Below are 16,876 nucleotides of genomic sequence, written 5' to 3'. Positions count from 1 at the left end.
TCAATCTGTATTGGCTATGCTCAAATAAATAATTCAGATTGTGTATTGCTGCGAATAATACAGTCCGTATTGTTGCCGCTCATGGAAAACTGGAACGCATTTCTCAAGCGCTACAAGCGCGAACACAACCTCAGCCAGCTCAAGCTGGCCGAACGCCTGGGCATGACGCAGGGCGGTGTGGGTCATTGGCTGCGTGGCACGCGGCGGCCGACGCTGGAAACCATCAACGAGAAACTCGAAAAACTTGGGCTGGTGTTTCTGGAAGCGCAAGTCATGGTGGTTGAGCGTGACATTGTGTGTGAAGCCCCTGGGAGCTATGCGGTTGAACAGCCGGTGTCGGGCGAAGCGTTGCTTTATGCAAGCTTTCGCTTTCCGGTGCTGACGTGGGCTGACTTGCAGGGGCCCTTGCCTGAGACGGGCGAATCCCACGAGCAGACGGATTACATGCCAGCAGGCAATGCGTTCTGGCTGGCGGTGGAAAACGATTCGATGAATGCGGCCAGTGGCAAGAGTGTGCCTGAGGGCATGCGCGTGCTGGTGGATACGGGCTTGAAGGCAGAGCCTGGCAGGTTGGTGATTGCGCGCCAGCCGGGGCGTTCGCCGGTGTTCCGACAATTGATCGAGGAAGGCGGGGAGCGCATGTTGAGGCCCCTGAATACGCGTTATCCGACCGTTCTGTGCGAAGACGGCTGCGAGTTTCTGGGGGTGGTCGTGCGGGTGCACGGGGCCTTCTAGGTTGCCGGGGGGCGTACAGAAGTCCGCGCTTACTTCGGGTTCTTTACGCAATTTTGCAGAAGTGGCCTGACTTGGGTTTTGAGGTGGGGCGCAAATCGAGCGCCGCCCGCGCGGCGCATCGCGAGCAAGGCTCGCTCCTACGTTTGTTTCGGGCCAGTTATGCCTGTGGAATTTGCGCGCGAACGCCTTGGCGCATGGCTTGATATCGCGTCGTACGCACAAGGCGGTCGCGCGCGCCTGTCACAGGCGTTATTGGCCGTAAACAAACGTAGGAGCGAGCCTTGCTCGCGATGCGCCGCGCGGGCGGCGCTCGATCTCGAAAACGCCAAAAATGTAATGGCGAACGCTTACAACACCCCTTACTTCACTCCGTCAGCTCGACCAGCACGGTCCCTTCGCTGACCATATCCCCTTCCTGACAGAACAGTGCCTTCACCGTCCCAGCGTGCGGGGCGCGGATGCTGTGTTCCATCTTCATCGCCTCCAGCACCACCAGGGCAGTGCCTGTCTCCACCACCTGGCCCGGTTCGACCAGCACGCGCACGATGCTGCCGTTCATGGGTGCACCCAGACCACCTTGGTGGCTATGGCTGGCTTCGGCCTCGGCGATCGGGTCGAAGGCCTCGACGGCATGCACTTCACCGTCCCAGCGCAGGTACAGCGTGCCACCTTTGCGCACCGCCAGGTGCAGGCGGCGCATGCCATCGCGGTCTTGGCACAACTGCTCGCCATCCAACTGCCAGGCCGATGCAGCGTTGCGCTCCAGGGCGACGGCCTGGTCCTGTCCGCCACTCACCAGGTGCAGGCTGCTGCGGGCCGGCAGCCCCAGGCGCAGGCCGTTGTGTTCACGCCAGGGCGAACCGGCATCATCGGCGCGCTCGTTCGGCGCCTGGCCTTGCAACCAGGCCTCGGCCGCAGCTTCCCAGAACGTGGCGGGCAATGGCTGTGGCGCAGGTAGCAATACATCTTGATGGCGAGGGATGAACCCGGTATCGAGCTCGGCCTCGGCGAACGCCGGGTGCGCGAGAATGCGCCGCAGGAAGGCGATGTTGGTTTTCAGGCCGCCGATGGCGAACTCGTCGAGCATCGCCAGCAAACGCAGGCGCGCCTGTTCGCGGTCCTGGCCCCAGGCAATCAGCTTGCCCAGCATCGGGTCGTAGAACGGCGAAACCACATCGCCTTCGCTGACGCCGCTGTCCACCCGGCGCCCTTCGCCCGGTGCCGACTCGCGGTAAAGCGCAAGGGTGCCGGTGGCCGGCAGGAACTCGTTGGCCGGGTCCTCGGCGTACAGGCGCACTTCGATGGCATGGCCCACCAGCGGCACTTCGGCCTGGGTGATGGGCAGCGGCTCACCGCACGCCACGCGGATCTGCCAGGCCACCAGGTCCAGGCCGGTGATGGCTTCGGTGACCGGGTGTTCCACCTGCAGGCGGGTGTTCATCTCCATGAAGAAGAACTCGCCACGGGCATCGAGCAGGAACTCCACGGTGCCTGCGCCCACGTAGCCGATGGCCTGGGCCGCACGCACAGCGGCCTCGCCCATGGCTTGGCGCAGCTGCGGGGAGAGGCCCGGCGCAGGGGCTTCCTCGACTACTTTCTGGTGGCGACGTTGGATCGAGCAATCACGTTCGTTCAAGTACAGGCAGTTGCCGTGCTGGTCGGCGAACACCTGGATTTCCACATGGCGCGGCTTGAGCACGTACTTTTCAACCAGCATGCGCGAGTCGCCGAACGACGATTGTGCTTCGCGCTGGGCCGAAGCCAGGGAGTCGGCCAGCTGGCTCTCGTCCTCGACCACTTTCATGCCCTTGCCACCGCCGCCCGCGCTGGCTTTGAGCAGCACCGGGTAGCCGATGCGTTCGGCGGCGGCGCGGAAGGTTTCCAGGTCCTGGGCTTCGCCATGGTAGCCGGGCACCAGCGGCACACCAGCGGCTTCCATCAATGCCTTGGCCGCCGACTTGCTGCCCATGGCATCGATGGCGCTGGCCGGTGGGCCGAGGAAGATCAGCCCGGCTTGTTCGATGGCCCGGGCGAAGGTGGCGTTTTCGGACAGGAAACCGTAGCCCGGGTGGATGGCCTGGGCGCCGCTGGCCTTGGCGGCAGCCAGCAGCTTGTCGATCACCAGGTAGCTCTCGGCGGCCTTGGTGCCGCCCAGGTCGACGCGGATATCCGCTTCACGGCTGTGGCGGGCGTCGCGGTCGGTGGCGCTGTGCACGGCGACGGTGGTCAGGCCCATGGCCTTGGCGGTGCGCATCACCCGGCAGGCGATTTCGCCGCGGTTGGCGACCAGCAGGGTGGTCAATGTGGGGCGGCTCATGGGCGCGACTCCTTCTTGTCGTCGGTTTGCCAGGCGGGTCGGCGTTTTTCCAGGAAGGCGCGCAGGCCTTCCTGGCCTTCGGGGCTGACGCGGATGCGGGCAATGGTGTTCTCGCAGTAGCGACGCAGGGCAGGGCTGAGCTCGCCAGCGTCGACCTCTTGCAGCAGGTCCTTGGTGGTGCGCAGTGCTTGCGGGCTGTTCTGCAGCAGGTTGTCGACCCAGGCCTCGACCTGCTGATCAAGCTCGGCCGCCGGGTACACCTCGGCCAACAGGCCCAGTTCACGGGCACGTACGCCACTGAAGCGCTCGGCGGTCAGGGCATAGCGGCGCGCGGCGCGCTCGCCGATGGCCTTGACCACGAACGGGCTGATGACGCCCGGCGCCAGGCCGATACGGACTTCCGACAGGCACAGCTGGGCGTCTTCGGCGCCGATGGCCATGTCGCAGCAGCTGATCAGGCCGAGCGCGCCGCCAAAGGCCGCGCCTTGCACCACGGCCAGGGTTGGGGCCTTGAGCCGGTGCAGGGCATACATCAGTTCGCCCAGTTCATGGGCATCGTTGAGGTTGGCATTGAAGTCCAACTGCGCCGATTGTTGCATCCAGGCCAGGTCGGCGCCGGCGCTGAAATGCCGGCCACGACCGCGCAGCAGCAGGAAACGCAGGCCCGGGTCTTCGCCGAGCTGGTCCAGGGCGATGATCAGCTCGCCAATCATCTGCGCGTTGAAGGCATTGTTCTTGTCCGCGCGGCTCAGCCACAGGGTGGCGAAGCCGCGCGGGTCCTTGACCAGTTCGAGGGTGCTGAAATCGCTCATGGGTCACATCCGGAAAATGCCGAAGCGGCTCTGTTCGATCGGGGCGTTCAGCGCGGCGGACAACGCCAGGCCGAGCACGTCGCGGGTTTGTGCCGGGTCGATGACGCCGTCGTCCCACAGCCGGGCGCTGGAATAGTAAGGGTGGCCCTGGTGTTCGTACTGGTCGAGAATCGGCTGCTTGAGGCGTGCCTCATCCTCGGCGCTGAAGGGCTGGCCGCTGCGTTCGCTCTGCTCGCGCTTGACCTGCGCCAACACCCCGGCGGCCTGTTCGGCGCCCATCACGCCGATGCGTGCGTTGGGCCACATCCACAGGAAGCGTGGGTCGTAGGCACGACCGCACATGCCGTAGTTGCCGGCACCGAAGCTGCCGCCAATGATCACCGTGAACTTCGGCACCTGGGCACAGGCCACCGCAGTCACCAGCTTGGCGCCGTGCTTGGCGATACCGCCTTCTTCGTACTTCTTGCCGACCATGAAGCCGGTGATGTTCTGCAGGAACAGCAACGGGATGCCGCGCTGGCAGGCCAGTTCGATGAAGTGCGCGCCTTTTTGCGCGGCTTCGGCGAAAAGGATGCCGTTGTTGGCCAAAATCGCCACCGGGTAGCCATGCAGGTGAGCGAAACCGCACACCAGGGTGGTGCCGAACAGCGCCTTGAACTCATCGAACACCGAGCCGTCGACCAGGCGGGCGATGACTTCGCGTACATCGAACGGCTGCTTGGCGTCGGCCGGCACCACGCCGTACAGCTCGTCGGCGGCATACAGTGGGGCGATGGGGGCCTGGCGTTGCAGTTTGCCCAGCTTGTGCCAGTTGAGGTTGGCCACGCTGCGCCGGGCCAGGGCCAGGGCGTGTTCGTCGTTGTCGGCATAGTGGTCGGCCACGCCGCTGGTGCGGCAGTGTACGTCGGCGCCGCCCAGATCCTCGGCGCTCACCACCTCGCCGGTGGCGGCTTTCACCAACGGCGGGCCGGCCAGGAAAATGGTGGCCTGTTGGCGCACCATGATCGCTTCGTCGGCCATGGCCGGCACGTAGGCGCCACCGGCGGTGCACGAGCCCATCACCACGGCGATCTGCGGAATGCCCAGGGCGCTCATGTTGGCCTGGTTGAAGAAGATGCGGCCGAAATGCTCGCGGTCGGGGAACACTTCGTCCTGGCGCGGCAGGTTGGCCCCGCCCGAGTCCACCAGGTAGATGCACGGCAGGCGGTTCTGCAGGGCGATGGTCTGGGCACGCAGGTGCTTTTTCACCGTCAGCGGGTAGTAGGAGCCGCCTTTGACCGTGGCGTCGTTGGCCACGATCATGCACTCGACACCTTCGACACGGCCGATGCCGGCGATCACGCCCGCGGCGGGCACGTCCTCGCCATACACCTCATGGGCGGCCAGCTGGCCGATTTCGAGGAATGGCGAGCCGCTGTCGAGCAGGCGGTCGATGCGCTCGCGTGGCAGCAGCTTGCCCCGCGAGGTGTGGCGCTCCTGGGCCTTCGGCCCGCCGCCCTGGCTGACCTGGGCAAGCAGGCTGCGCAGGGCCTGGACCTGTTCTAGCATGGCCGCGCTATTGCCGGCGAATTCCGCCGAGCGCGGGTTGATCTGGGTATGCAGGGTAGCCATGGACGCCCGTTCCTTATGCTCAGCGGGTTTCGTTGAACAGTTCGCGGCCAATCAGCATCCGGCGGATTTCGCTGGTGCCGGCGCCGATCTCGTACAGCTTGGCATCGCGCAGGAGGCGGCCGGCCGGGAACTCGTTGATATAGCCGTTGCCGCCGAGAATCTGGATCGCTTCCAGGGCCATCTGGGTGGCACGCTCGGCGGTATAAAGGATGACCCCGGCGGCGTCCTTGCGGGTGGTCTCGCCACGGTCGCAGGCCTGGGCCACGGCATACAGGTAGGCGCGGCTGGCGTTGAGCTGGGTGTACATGTCGGCAATCTTGCCCTGGATCAGCTGGAACTCGCCGATGCTCTGGCCGAACTGCTTGCGGTCGTGAATGTAGGGCACGACCAGGTCCATGCAGCTTTGCATGATACCGGTGGGGCCACCGGACAGCACCACGCGTTCGTAGTCCAGGCCGCTCATCAGCACGCGCACGCCACCGTTGAGCTGGCCGAGGATGTTTTCTTCCGGCACTTCGACGTCGTCAAAGAACAGCTCGCACGTGTTGGAGCCGCGCATGCCCAGTTTGTCGAACTTGTTGCTGCGGCTGAAGCCTTTCCAGTCACGCTCGACGATGAACGCGGTGATGCCGTGGGGGCCCTTGTCCAGGTCGGTCTTGGCGTAGATCACGTAGGTGTTGGCGTCGGGGCCGTTGGTGATCCAGGTCTTGCTGCCGTTGAGCACATAACGGTCACCGCGTTTTTCCGCGCGCAGCTTCATCGACACCACGTCGGAGCCGGCGTTGGGCTCGCTCATGGCCAGGGCGCCGATGTGCTCGCCGCTGATCAGCTTGGGCAGGTACTTCAGTTTCTGTTCGTGGCTGCCGTTGCGGTTGATCTGGTTGACGCACAGGTTGGAGTGGGCGCCATAAGAGAGTGCCACCGAGGCCGAGCCACGGCTGATTTCCTCCATCGACACCACGTGGGCCAGGTAGCCCAGGCCGGCGCCGCCGTATTCTTCCGGTACGGTGATGCCCAGCAGCCCCATGTCACCGAACTTGCGCCACATGTCAGCGGGGAACAGGTTGTCGTGGTCGATCTGCGCGGCGCGTGGTGCCAGTTCGGCGGCGACGAACGTGCGAACCTGGTCGCGCAGCATGTCGATGGTTTCGCCCAGGGCGAAGTTCAGGGAGGGGTAATGCATTGGGGGCACCTTCTTGTTCTTGAAATTGGAGTTCACCAGGAGCTATGGCGCATGTCGTCAGCATTGCCGGGGCCGCTGCGCGCTCCTTCGCAGGCTTCGCCAGCTCCCACAGCGCTTCATCGGATCCCTGTGGGAGCTGGCGAAGCCTGCGAAGGAGCGGTCCCGGCTGTTGCGTCCGAAAGTAAAGCCCATTCTCTCGGTGTCGCTGTCACCTTTACGTTAACGTAAACCTGCCTCTCGTCACTGTCAATCCAATCATCACCTTTACGTAAACGTAAATCTGCGCCAGAGTATTTGGCGCTTGCTTCAGTCGTGCCCAGAACAAACACAAGAAGGGACACCCATGAGTCAACCAAGCTACACCCGCGGCCCTCAGGACCGCCCATTACTGACCCAAACCATCGGCCAGACCTTCGATGACACCGTGGCGCGCTTCGCCGAACGTGAAGCCTTGGTGGTGCGCCACCAGGGGCTGCGCTACACCTGGCGACAGTTGGCCGAGCAGGTGAACGTGCACGCCCGTGCGCTGATGGCCTTGGGTGTGAACACTGGCGATCGGGTCGGCATCTGGTCACCCAATTGCGCCCAGTGGTGCATCCTGCAGTTGGCCAGCGCCAAGGTTGGCGCGATTCTGGTCAACATCAACCCGGCTTACCGGGTGGCCGAATTGGAATACGTATTACGCCAGTCCGGCTGCAGCTGGCTGGTGTGTGCCGATGCGTTCAAGACATCCAACTACCACGCGATGATTCAGGAGCTGGTGCCGGAACTGGTCGACCACGCCCCCGGCGAGCTGGCCAGCGTGTGCCTGCCGGCGCTGCGTGGTGTGATCAGCCTCGCGGCCAACCCACCTGCCGGCTTCCTGCCCTGGCATGCACTGGCCGAACGGGCAGGGCAGGTCGATGCCGAGGCCTATCAGGCCCGTCAAAATAGCCTGCAGTTCGACCAGCCGGTGAACATCCAGTACACCTCGGGCACCACCGGCGCCCCGAAAGGCGCGACGCTGAGCCACTACAACATCCTCAACAACGGTTTCATGGTCGGTGAAAGCCTTGGCCTGAGCGAAGCCGATCGCATGGTGATTCCGGTGCCGCTGTACCATTGTTTCGGCATGGTCATGGCCAACCTCGGCTGCATCACCCACGGCAGCACCATGATCTACCCCAACGACGCCTTCGACGCCGAGCTCACCTTGCGCGCCGTGGCCGAGGAACGCGCCAGCATCCTTTATGGCGTGCCGACCATGTTCATTGCCATGCTCGACCACCCGTCACGCCCCGGCCTGGATCTGTCGACCCTGCGCAGTGGAATCATGGCTGGCGCCACCTGCCCGATCGAAGTGATGCGTCGTGTCATCGACCAGATGCACATGGCCGAAGTGCAGATCGCCTACGGCATGACTGAAACCAGCCCGGTGTCGCTGCAGACCGGCCCTGACGATGAGCTGGAATTGCGCGTGACCACCGTCGGCCGCACCCAGCCGCAACTGGAGACCAAACTGGTCGATCAGGATGGCTGCATCGTCCCGCGCGGCGAGATCGGTGAGCTGTGCACCCGTGGCTACAGCGTGATGCTGGGTTACTGGGACAACCCCCAGGCTACCGTCGATGCCATCGACCCGGCCGGCTGGATGCACACCGGCGACCTGGCGGTAATGGACGAGGCGGGTTATGTGCGCATCGTCGGGCGCAACAAGGACATGATCATTCGCGGCGGCGAGAACATCTACCCGCGTGAGCTGGAGGAGTTCTTCTACACCCACCCGGCGGTGGCCGATGCCCAGGTGATCGGCATTCCGTGCAGCAAGTATGGTGAGGAAGTGGTGGCCTGGATCAAGCTGCACCCGGGGCATAGCGCGACCATCGAAGAGCTGCAGGCTTGGTGCAAGGCGCGCATCGCGCACTACAAGGTTCCGCGGCATTTCCGGTTCGTTGATGAGTTTCCGATGACGGTGACCGGGAAGGTGCAGAAGTTTCGGATGCGCGAGATCAGCGTGGCGGAGATTTCATTGGTGGCGGTCGGGTGATGGGCTGAACGTGCCGGCTTCTTCGCGGGTAAACCCGCTCCCACAGGTGCCCCGCAGTGCCTGAGGGCAGCGGGGGTATCTGTGGGAGCGGGTTTACCCGCGAATGGGCCGCTGGGCTTTCAAAACCGCCTGCCATGACACGGCTCAACCCCGCCACAATCCTTGGCTATCCTTAAACCTTCACCGGCGGCTCCTCACTCGGCGGGTCGCCCACCGTCGGCGGCACGGTCGGCCTGATCGGCAGCTCGTCCGGGTCTTCTTCCGGCACTGGCGGCGGCAGGCTGGGGTCGTCGATGTTCGGGTCGGGTGTCTCCGGTGGAATGGGAATGTTCATGGCCTGACCTCGCAGGGTGAATGAGAGGGTGGTGCAGGCTTTGACGCGTGCCAGCGCCAATCGCTCAATTTTTTTGAACCCCCTGCCGGTCGACGGCTCTGAACCCTTAGCGCCAATGCCAACAGGGAGCCAGGACCGATGACGCGTAACGAGCCCTTCGAAAGCGTACCGATGGCGAACGATCACCCCGAGCAGGCCACCAGCCTGGCCCAGGCGCTGCTGGCGCCACGCATCGTGATCGAAGACACCAGCCCCGTGCTCGACGGCGGTACCTTCGCCGCCAAGGCCATCCGCGGCCAGCCCGTTGCGGTCGCCAGCAAAGTGTACGGCGACGGCCACGACCGCCTGGCGGTGATGCTGCTCTGGCGCCAGGCCAACAGCCGGCGCTGGCACTGCGCGCCCATGCATTCCCCCGGCAACGACCTGTGGCTGGGTGAATTCACTCCCACCGAGCTGGGTTTGCACCTGTTCAGCATCGAGGCCTGGATCGACCCGTTCGCCACTTTTTGCCACGACCTGGAAAAGAAATACCACGCGGGCGTGGAGGTTTCGCTGGAGCTGGAAGAGGGCAGGCTGCTGCTGGGCAAGGGCATCGAACGCAGCGATGGCGCGCTGCGCGAAGAGCTTCAGGCGCTACAGGAACGTTTGCCCTCCCTGCCGACGGACGACCAGGTGGCCCTGCTGCTGCACGCCGATGCGGCACGCTTGATGAGCGAGGCCGAGCACCGCAGCTACCTGGCCCGTAGCGCCGAATTCCCCGTGGACGTGGACCGCGAAGCCGCGTTGTTCGCCAGTTGGTACGAGCTGTTCCCGCGCTCGATCACCGACAGCCCGGAGCGCCATGGCACCTTCAACGATGTGCATGCACGGTTGCCAATGATCCGCGACATGGGCTTCGACGTGCTGTACTTCCCGCCCATCCACCCGATTGGCATGAAGCATCGCAAAGGCCGCAACAATGCCCTGCAGGCCGCCCCGGACGACCCCGGCAGCCCCTACGCCATTGGTAGCCCCGAAGGCGGCCATGACGCTATCCACCCGCAATTGGGCAGCCGCGAAGATTTTCGCCGCCTGGTTGCCGCTGCCGCCGAACATGGGCTGGAGATTGCCCTGGACTTCGCCATCCAGTGCTCCCAGGACCACCCTTGGCTCAGGGAACACCCCGGCTGGTTCAGTTGGCGGCCCGACGGTACGATCCGCTATGCCGAGAACCCGCCCAAGAAGTACCAGGACATCGTCAACGTCGACTTCTATGCTCCCGAGGCGGTGCCGTCATTGTGGTTGGCGCTGCGCGATGTGGTGGTCGGCTGGGTCGAGGAGGGGGTGAAGACTTTCCGCGTCGACAACCCCCACACCAAACCACTGCCATTCTGGCAATGGCTGATCGCTGATGTGCGCAGCCAGTACCCCGAGGTGATTTTCCTGGCCGAGGCCTTTACCCGGCCGGCGATGATGGCGCGCCTGGGCAAGGTCGGCTACGCCCAGAGCTACACCTACTTCACCTGGCGCAACAGCAAGCAAGAGCTGCGCGAGTACTTCGAGCAGCTCAATCAGCCGCCCTGGAGCCAGTGCTACCGCCCCAACTTCTTCGTCAACACGCCGGACATCAACCCGTACTTCCTGCACACCTCTGGCCGGGCCGGCTTTCTGATCCGCGCCGCGCTGGCGACCATGGGGTCCGGGTTGTGGGGGATGTACTCAGGCTATGAGCTGTGCGAAAGCACGCCGCTGCCGGGCAAGGAAGAATACCTGGACTCGGAAAAGTACGAGATCCGCCCACGGGACTTCACCCAGCCTGGCAACATCATCGCCGAGATCGCCCAGCTCAACCGTATCCGCAGGCAGAACCGCGCCTTGCAGACTCATCTGGGCGTGGCCTTCTTCAATTGCTGGAACGACAACATCCTGTATTTCGCCAAGCGCACGCCCGAGCGCGACAACTACATCCTGGTGGCGGTCAGCCTCGACCCGCACAACGCCCAGGAGGCGAACTTTGAACTTCCGCTGTGGGAGCTGGGCCTGGACGACAACGCTGAAACCCTCGGCGAGGACCTGATGACCGGCCACCGCTGGACCTGGCATGGCAAGACCCAGTTCATGCGCATCGAACCCTGGCACTTGCCGTTCGGCATCTGGCGTATCGAAAAAGCCGGATAAGAGGGCCGCTGCGCGCCCCATCGCCGGCAAGCCGGCTCCTGCAGGGGGCGGTGTCGGCTGTGAAATTTGCACGAAACCTGTGGGAGCCGGCTTGCCGGCGATGGGCTGCAAAGCAGCCCTGAACCAGGCGACACCGCCCCACGGCAATGAAAGGAGTCGCACATGGCCAAGCGTTCCCGCCCTGCAACCTTCATCGACGACCCACTGTGGTACAAGGACGCCGTCATCTACCAATTGCACGTCAAGTCGTTCTTCGACGCCAACAACGACGGCATCGGCGATTTCCCAGGGCTGATCAGCAAGCTCGACTATATCGCCGAACTGGGCGTCAACACCCTTTGGCTGCTGCCGTTCTACCCCTCGCCACGGCGCGACGACGGCTACGACATCGCCGAATACAAGGCCGTGCACCCCGACTACGGCAGCATGGCCGACGCCAAGCGCTTCATCGCCGAGGCACACAAGCGCGGCCTGCGGGTGATCACCGAGTTGGTCATCAACCACACCTCCGACCAGCACCCCTGGTTCCAGCGCGCCCGCCATGCCAAGCGCGGCAGCAAGGCGCGGGACTTCTACGTATGGTCCGATGACGACCAGAAATACGACGGCACGCGGATCATCTTCCTCGACACCGAAAAGTCCAACTGGACCTGGGACCCGGTGGCCGGCCAGTACTTCTGGCACCGCTTCTATTCGCACCAGCCCGACCTCAACTTCGACAACCCGCAAGTCTTGAAGGCGGTGATCGACGTCATGCGTTTCTGGCTGGATATCGGCGTCGACGGCCTGCGCCTGGACGCCATCCCGTACCTGATCGAGCGCGATGGCACCAACAACGAGAACCTTCCCGAAACCCACCAGGTACTCAAGGCGATTCGCGCCGAAATCGACGCCAACTACCCCGACCGCATGCTGCTGGCCGAAGCCAACCAGTGGCCCGAAGACACTTACCCGTACTTCGGCGAAGGCGATGGCGACGAATGCCACATGGCGTTCCACTTCCCGCTGATGCCGCGCATGTACATGGCCCTGGCCATGGAAGACCGTTTCCCGATCACCGACATCCTGCGCCAGACGCCGGAGATCCCAGCCAACTGCCAGTGGGCGATCTTCCTGCGCAATCACGATGAACTGACCCTGGAGATGGTCACCGATCGCGAGCGTGACTACCTGTGGAACTACTACGCCGAGGACCGCCGCGCGCGCATCAACCTGGGTATTCGCCGCCGGCTCGGGCCACTGCTGCAGCGTGACCGGCGGCGTATCGAACTGCTCACCAGCCTGCTGCTGTCGATGCCTGGCACGCCCACCCTGTACTACGGCGACGAACTGGGCATGGGCGACAATATCTACCTGGGTGACCGCGACGGCGTGCGCACGCCGATGCAGTGGTCGCCGGATCGTAACGGCGGTTTCTCCCGTGCCGACCCCCAGCGCCTGGTGCTGCCACCGATCATGGACCCGCTGTACGGCTACCAGACCGTCAATGTCGAAGCCCAAGCCCACGACCCACATTCGTTGCTCAACTGGAACCGTCGCCTGCTGGCGGTACGCAACCAGCAGAAAGCCTTCGGGCGCGGCACCTTCAAGATGCTCACTCCGAGCAATCGGCGCATTCTGGCTTACATCCGCGAGTACACCGATGCCGATGGCCACACCGAGGTCATTCTCTGTGTCGCCAACGTGTCCCGCGCCGCCCAGGCCGCCGAGCTCGAGCTGTCGCAGTATGCGGGCAAGGTGCCTGTGGAAATGCTCGGTGGCAGCGCATTCCCACCCATCGGGCAGTTACCGTTTCTACTTACCTTGCCGCCTTACGCCTTCTACTGGTTCCTGCTGGCCACCCACGACCGCATGCCCAGCTGGCATCACCAGCCCGCGGAAGGGTTGCCTGAACTCACTACCCTGGTGTTGCGCAAGCGCATGGAGGAACTGCTCGATGCGCCCAGCCGCGACACCTTGCAAACCTCGATCCTGCCGCAGTATTTGCCCAAACGCCGCTGGTTCGCTGGCAAGGAGGGGCCGGTGGAGCAGGTACGCCTGAGCTACGGCGTACGTTTTGCCACGGCCACCACTCCGGTACTGCTGAGCGAAATCGAGGTCAGCAGCGAAGGCGTTACCAGCCACTATCAGTTACCCTTCGGCCTATTGCCTGAAGAGCAGATCACCACTGCGCTGCCCCAGCAACTGGCGTTTTCCCGCGTGCGGCGGGGCCGCCAGGTTGGGCTGATTACCGACGCCTTCGTGCTCGAACCCTTCGTCCGCGCAGTGCTGCATGCATGCCAGGACGGCACACGGCTGCCCAGCGACGCGGGCGAGTTGCGCTTTGAAAGCACTGAACTGCTAGCCGCTGCCGGGCTCAACGAAGACAGCGAAGTGCGCTACCTGAGTGCCGAGCAGTCCAACAGCTCGGTGGTGGTGGCCGATCGGGTCGTGCTAAAGCTGATTCGCCGGGTAAACCCGGGCGTGCACCCGGAGCTGGAAATGAGCGCGTACCTGACTGCTGCCGGTTTTGCCAATATCTCGCCGCTGCTGGCCTGGGTCAGCCGGGTGGACGAGCAGGGCACGCCACACCTGTTGATGATTGCCCAGGGCTATTTGAGCAACCAGGGCGATGCCTGGGCCTGGACCCAGAACACCCTTGAACGCGCCATCCGCGACGAGATGCAGCCGCAGAACAAGGCTGCCGATGCCCACGCCGATGCCCTGGCCGAATTGAACGGGTTTGCCGCCTTGCTAGGCCAGCGCCTGGGCGAAATGCACGTGCTGCTGGCCGCCCCCACGGATGACCCAGCATTCAAGCCCCAGGCCAGCACTGCCCAGGACAGCAAGCGCTGGAGCCAGCAGATCAGCGCCGAGCTGGGCCGCGCCCTCGATCTGCTGGCACACCATCGAGGCAAGCTCGACGCCGATAGCCAAGCCCTGGTCGATGACCTGCAGCAACAGCGCGATGGCCTCGTTCAGCACATTGACGCCCTGGCCCACCAGGCCCAGGGCGGGCTGCTGATGCGCGTGCACGGCGACCTGCACCTGGGCCAGGTGCTGGTGGTGCAGGGCGATGCCTACCTGATCGACTTCGAGGGTGAACCCGCTCGTCCCCTGGACGAACGGCGAGCCAAACACAGCCCATACAAGGATGTAACCGGCGTGTTGCGATCCTTCGACTATGCTGCTGCCATGATCCTGCGCAGCGCCTCGGCGGTAGACCTCTCCGACGCGGCGCGCCAGGCTCGTCAGCGGGTTGCCCGGCAGTACCTGCACCAGTCGCGCCACGCCTTCGTCGAAGCCTACGGCCTGGCCACAGCCGCCATGCCCCACACCTGGCAACAGGCTGAGGGCGAGCGCGCCGCCTTGGAGCTGTTCTGCCTGGAAAAAGCCGCCTACGAGATCACGTATGAAGCCGAAAACCGTCCAAGCTGGCTGGCCGTGCCTTTGCATGGCTTGCATGGACTGATCAGTACCTGGGGAGAGTCATAGATGAATGCAACCACGCGTGAAAACGGCGGCCTTCGGCAACGGGACCTGGATGCCCTGGCCCGCGCCGAGCACGCCGATCCTTTTGCAGTGCTAGGCCCCCACAACGATGGCGCGGGCGGTTCGACCATCCGCGCGCTGCTGCCCGGCGCACTCAATGCGCGCGTGCTGTCGCGTCACGATGGACGTGTGCTCGCCGAAATGGAGCAGGGCAGCCTGCCAGGCCTGTTCACCGCGCACCTGAATGAAGCACAACCCTACCTGTTGCACATCGGCTGGGCGGCAGGCGAACAGGTGACCGAAGACCCTTACAGCTTTGGTCCGCAATTGGGCGACATGGACTTGTACCTGTTCGCCGAGGGTAACCACCGGGATTTGTCCGGGCGTTTCGGTGCCCAGCCTACGCAGGTCGATGGTGTTGCCGGCGTTTGCTTCTCTGTATGGGCGCCGAACGCCCGTCGCGTGTCGGTGGTGGGCGACTTCAACAATTGGGACGGGCGCCGCCACCCCATGCGCCTGCGCCACAGCGCAGGGGTCTGGGAACTGTTCGTGCCCCGTGTGGGCGTAGGCGAGACGTACAAGTTCGAGGTGTTGGGCAAAGACGGCGTGCTGCCATTGAAAGCCGACCCGTTGGCCCGCGCCACCGAACTACCGCCCAGTACCGCTTCCAAAGTGGCCAATGCGCTCAGCCACACGTGGGCAGACCAGGACTGGATGACGCACCGTGCCCAGCGCCATGCCTACAGTGCACCGCTGTCGATCTACGAGCTGCACGCGGGTTCCTGGCGCTGCGAGCTGGACGATGCTGGCGAAATCGCCCGGTACTACAACTGGCGTGAACTGGCCGAACGCCTGGTGCCCTATGTGCAGGAACTTGGCTTCACCCACATCGAACTGATGCCGATCATGGAGCACCCGTTTGGTGGCTCCTGGGGCTACCAGCCACTGTCGCTGTTCGCCCCCACCTCGCGCTACGGCAGCGCCGAAGACTTCGCAGCGTTCGTCGATGCCTGCCACCAGGGCGGTATCGGCGTGATCCTCGACTGGGTACCCGCGCATTTCCCCACCGACGAACACGGCCTGGCGCGCTTCGACGGCACGGCGCTGTACGAGTACGACAACCCTCTGGAAGGCTTCCACCAGGACTGGAACACGCTGATCTACAACCTGGGCCGCAACGAAGTGCGCGGCTTCATGATGGCCTCGGCGCTGCACTGGCTGAAACACTTCCACATCGACGGCCTGAGGGTCGATGCGGTGGCTTCGATGCTGTACCGCGACTACTCGCGCAAGTCGGGCGAATGGGTGCCCAACCGCCATGGCGGGCGCGAGAACCTCGAAGCCATCGACTTCATCCGCCACCTCAATGGCGTCGCTGCCCATGAAGCTCCTGGTGCCCTGATCATCGCCGAGGAATCCACCGCCTGGCCTGGCGTCAGCCAGCCCACGCAACAAGGCGGCCTGGGTTTCGCCTACAAGTGGAACATGGGCTGGATGCACGACACGCTGCATTACATCCAGAACGACCCGGTACACCGCACGTATCACCACAACGAGATGAGTTTCGGGCTGATCTACGCGTACTCCGAGCATTTCATCCTGCCGATATCCCACGACGAAGTGGTGCACGGCAAGCACTCGCTGATCGACAAGATGCCAGGCGACCGCTGGCAGAAGTTCGCCAACCTGCGCGCCTACCTCACCTTCATGTGGACCCATCCCGGCAAGAAGTTGCTGTTCATGGGCTGCGAGTTCGGCCAGTGGCGGGAGTGGAACCACGACCACGAGCTGGACTGGTACCTGCTGCAGTACCCCGAGCACCAGGGCGTACAGCGCCTGGTGAGTGACCTCAACCGGCTGTACCGCGAACTGCCAGCGCTGCATGAGCAGGACTGCCAACCCCAGGGCTTCCAGTGGCTGATTGGCGATGACGCGCACAACAGCGTCTATGCCTGGCTGCGCTGGAGCAGCCAGGGCGAGCCGTTGCTGGTGGTGGCCAACTTCACTCCAGTGCCGCGTGAGGGGTATCGCATTGGTGTGCCGTTCGGAGAGCGCTGGCAGGAACTGCTCAACAGCGACGCCGGGCTGTATGCCGGGTCGAACGTGGGCAACCTTGGGGCGGTGGACTGCGAACAGGTGGCCAGCCATGGGCAGCCGCTGTCGCTGTCGTTGAACCTGCCGCCGTTGGGGGTATTGGTGATGAAACCGGCCTGAAGAAGCAGCGCGGTAC

At 64.1% G+C, this 16,876-nt stretch carries 10 protein-coding genes; 5 read left to right on the top strand and 5 right to left on the bottom strand.

The window, feature by feature from the left end; genetic code table 11:
* The first annotated feature begins 81 nt into the window (after nt 1–81).
* Nucleotides 82–735, top strand: coding sequence for an XRE family transcriptional regulator (locus tag PspTeo4_RS10875; protein WP_322363744.1), 654 nt, complete (start codon nt 82–84; stop codon nt 733–735).
* Between the two features lie 364 nt (nt 736–1,099).
* Here PspTeo4_RS10875 and PspTeo4_RS10870 read toward each other — a convergent pair whose 3' ends face one another.
* The 4 genes from PspTeo4_RS10870 to PspTeo4_RS10855 are packed head-to-tail and all read right to left on the bottom strand — an operon-like array spanning nt 1,100 to nt 6,658.
* Nucleotides 1,100–3,052: an acetyl/propionyl/methylcrotonyl-CoA carboxylase subunit alpha gene (locus tag PspTeo4_RS10870; protein ID WP_322363743.1), complete on the bottom strand. Its 1,953-nt coding sequence runs from the start codon at nt 3,050–3,052 to the stop codon at nt 1,100–1,102.
* Nucleotides 3,049–3,864 carry a gamma-carboxygeranoyl-CoA hydratase gene (locus tag PspTeo4_RS10865; RefSeq protein WP_322363742.1) on the bottom strand — a complete coding sequence of 272 codons (816 nt, stop codon included), beginning with the start codon at nt 3,862–3,864 and terminating at the stop codon, nt 3,049–3,051. The genes PspTeo4_RS10870 and PspTeo4_RS10865 overlap by 4 nt, the downstream gene beginning before the upstream one ends.
* Nucleotides 3,865–3,867: 3 nt before the next feature.
* A complete protein-coding gene (locus PspTeo4_RS10860) occupies nt 3,868–5,475 on the bottom strand; it encodes a carboxyl transferase domain-containing protein (RefSeq protein ID WP_322363740.1) in 1,608 nt (535 codons plus the stop codon).
* Between the two features lie 19 nt (nt 5,476–5,494).
* Nucleotides 5,495–6,658, bottom strand: a complete 1,164-nt coding sequence (locus PspTeo4_RS10855; protein ID WP_322363739.1) for an isovaleryl-CoA dehydrogenase — start codon at nt 6,656–6,658, stop codon at nt 5,495–5,497.
* Between the two features lie 343 nt (nt 6,659–7,001).
* Here PspTeo4_RS10855 and PspTeo4_RS10850 point away from each other — a divergent pair, with 343 nt between their 5' ends.
* A complete protein-coding gene (locus tag PspTeo4_RS10850; protein ID WP_322363738.1) occupies nt 7,002–8,684 on the top strand; it encodes an AMP-binding protein in 1,683 nt (560 codons plus the stop codon).
* A gap of 172 nt (nt 8,685–8,856) precedes the next feature.
* Here PspTeo4_RS10850 and PspTeo4_RS10845 read toward each other — a convergent pair whose 3' ends face one another.
* On the bottom strand, nt 8,857–9,018 hold the full coding sequence (locus tag PspTeo4_RS10845) for a hypothetical protein (RefSeq protein ID WP_322363737.1): 162 nt from the start codon (nt 9,016–9,018) through the stop codon (nt 8,857–8,859).
* Between the two features lie 138 nt (nt 9,019–9,156).
* On the opposite strand from PspTeo4_RS10845, the gene PspTeo4_RS10840 reads away from it, so the two are divergent.
* The 3 genes from PspTeo4_RS10840 to glgB all read left to right on the top strand — a co-directional run bounded on the left by PspTeo4_RS10840 (nt 9,157) and on the right by glgB (nt 16,860).
* Nucleotides 9,157–11,175 (top strand): alpha-1,4-glucan--maltose-1-phosphate maltosyltransferase, encoded by a 2,019-nt coding sequence (locus PspTeo4_RS10840; protein WP_322363736.1) that lies wholly within the window; start codon nt 9,157–9,159, stop codon nt 11,173–11,175.
* A gap of 162 nt (nt 11,176–11,337) precedes the next feature.
* Nucleotides 11,338–14,649 (top strand): maltose alpha-D-glucosyltransferase, encoded by a 3,312-nt coding sequence (gene treS, locus PspTeo4_RS10835; protein WP_322363735.1) that lies wholly within the window; start codon nt 11,338–11,340, stop codon nt 14,647–14,649.
* Nucleotides 14,650–16,860, top strand: coding sequence for a 1,4-alpha-glucan branching protein GlgB (gene glgB, locus PspTeo4_RS10830; RefSeq protein WP_322363734.1), 2,211 nt, complete (start codon nt 14,650–14,652; stop codon nt 16,858–16,860).
* Nucleotides 16,861–16,876 lie beyond the last annotated feature (16 nt).

The organism is Pseudomonas sp. Teo4, from assembly GCF_034387475.1.
GTDB lineage: Bacteria > Pseudomonadota > Gammaproteobacteria > Pseudomonadales > Pseudomonadaceae > Aquipseudomonas.
Note: the sequence above shows the minus strand (reverse complement) of the source record. Positions and strands in the feature narration are given on the sequence as shown.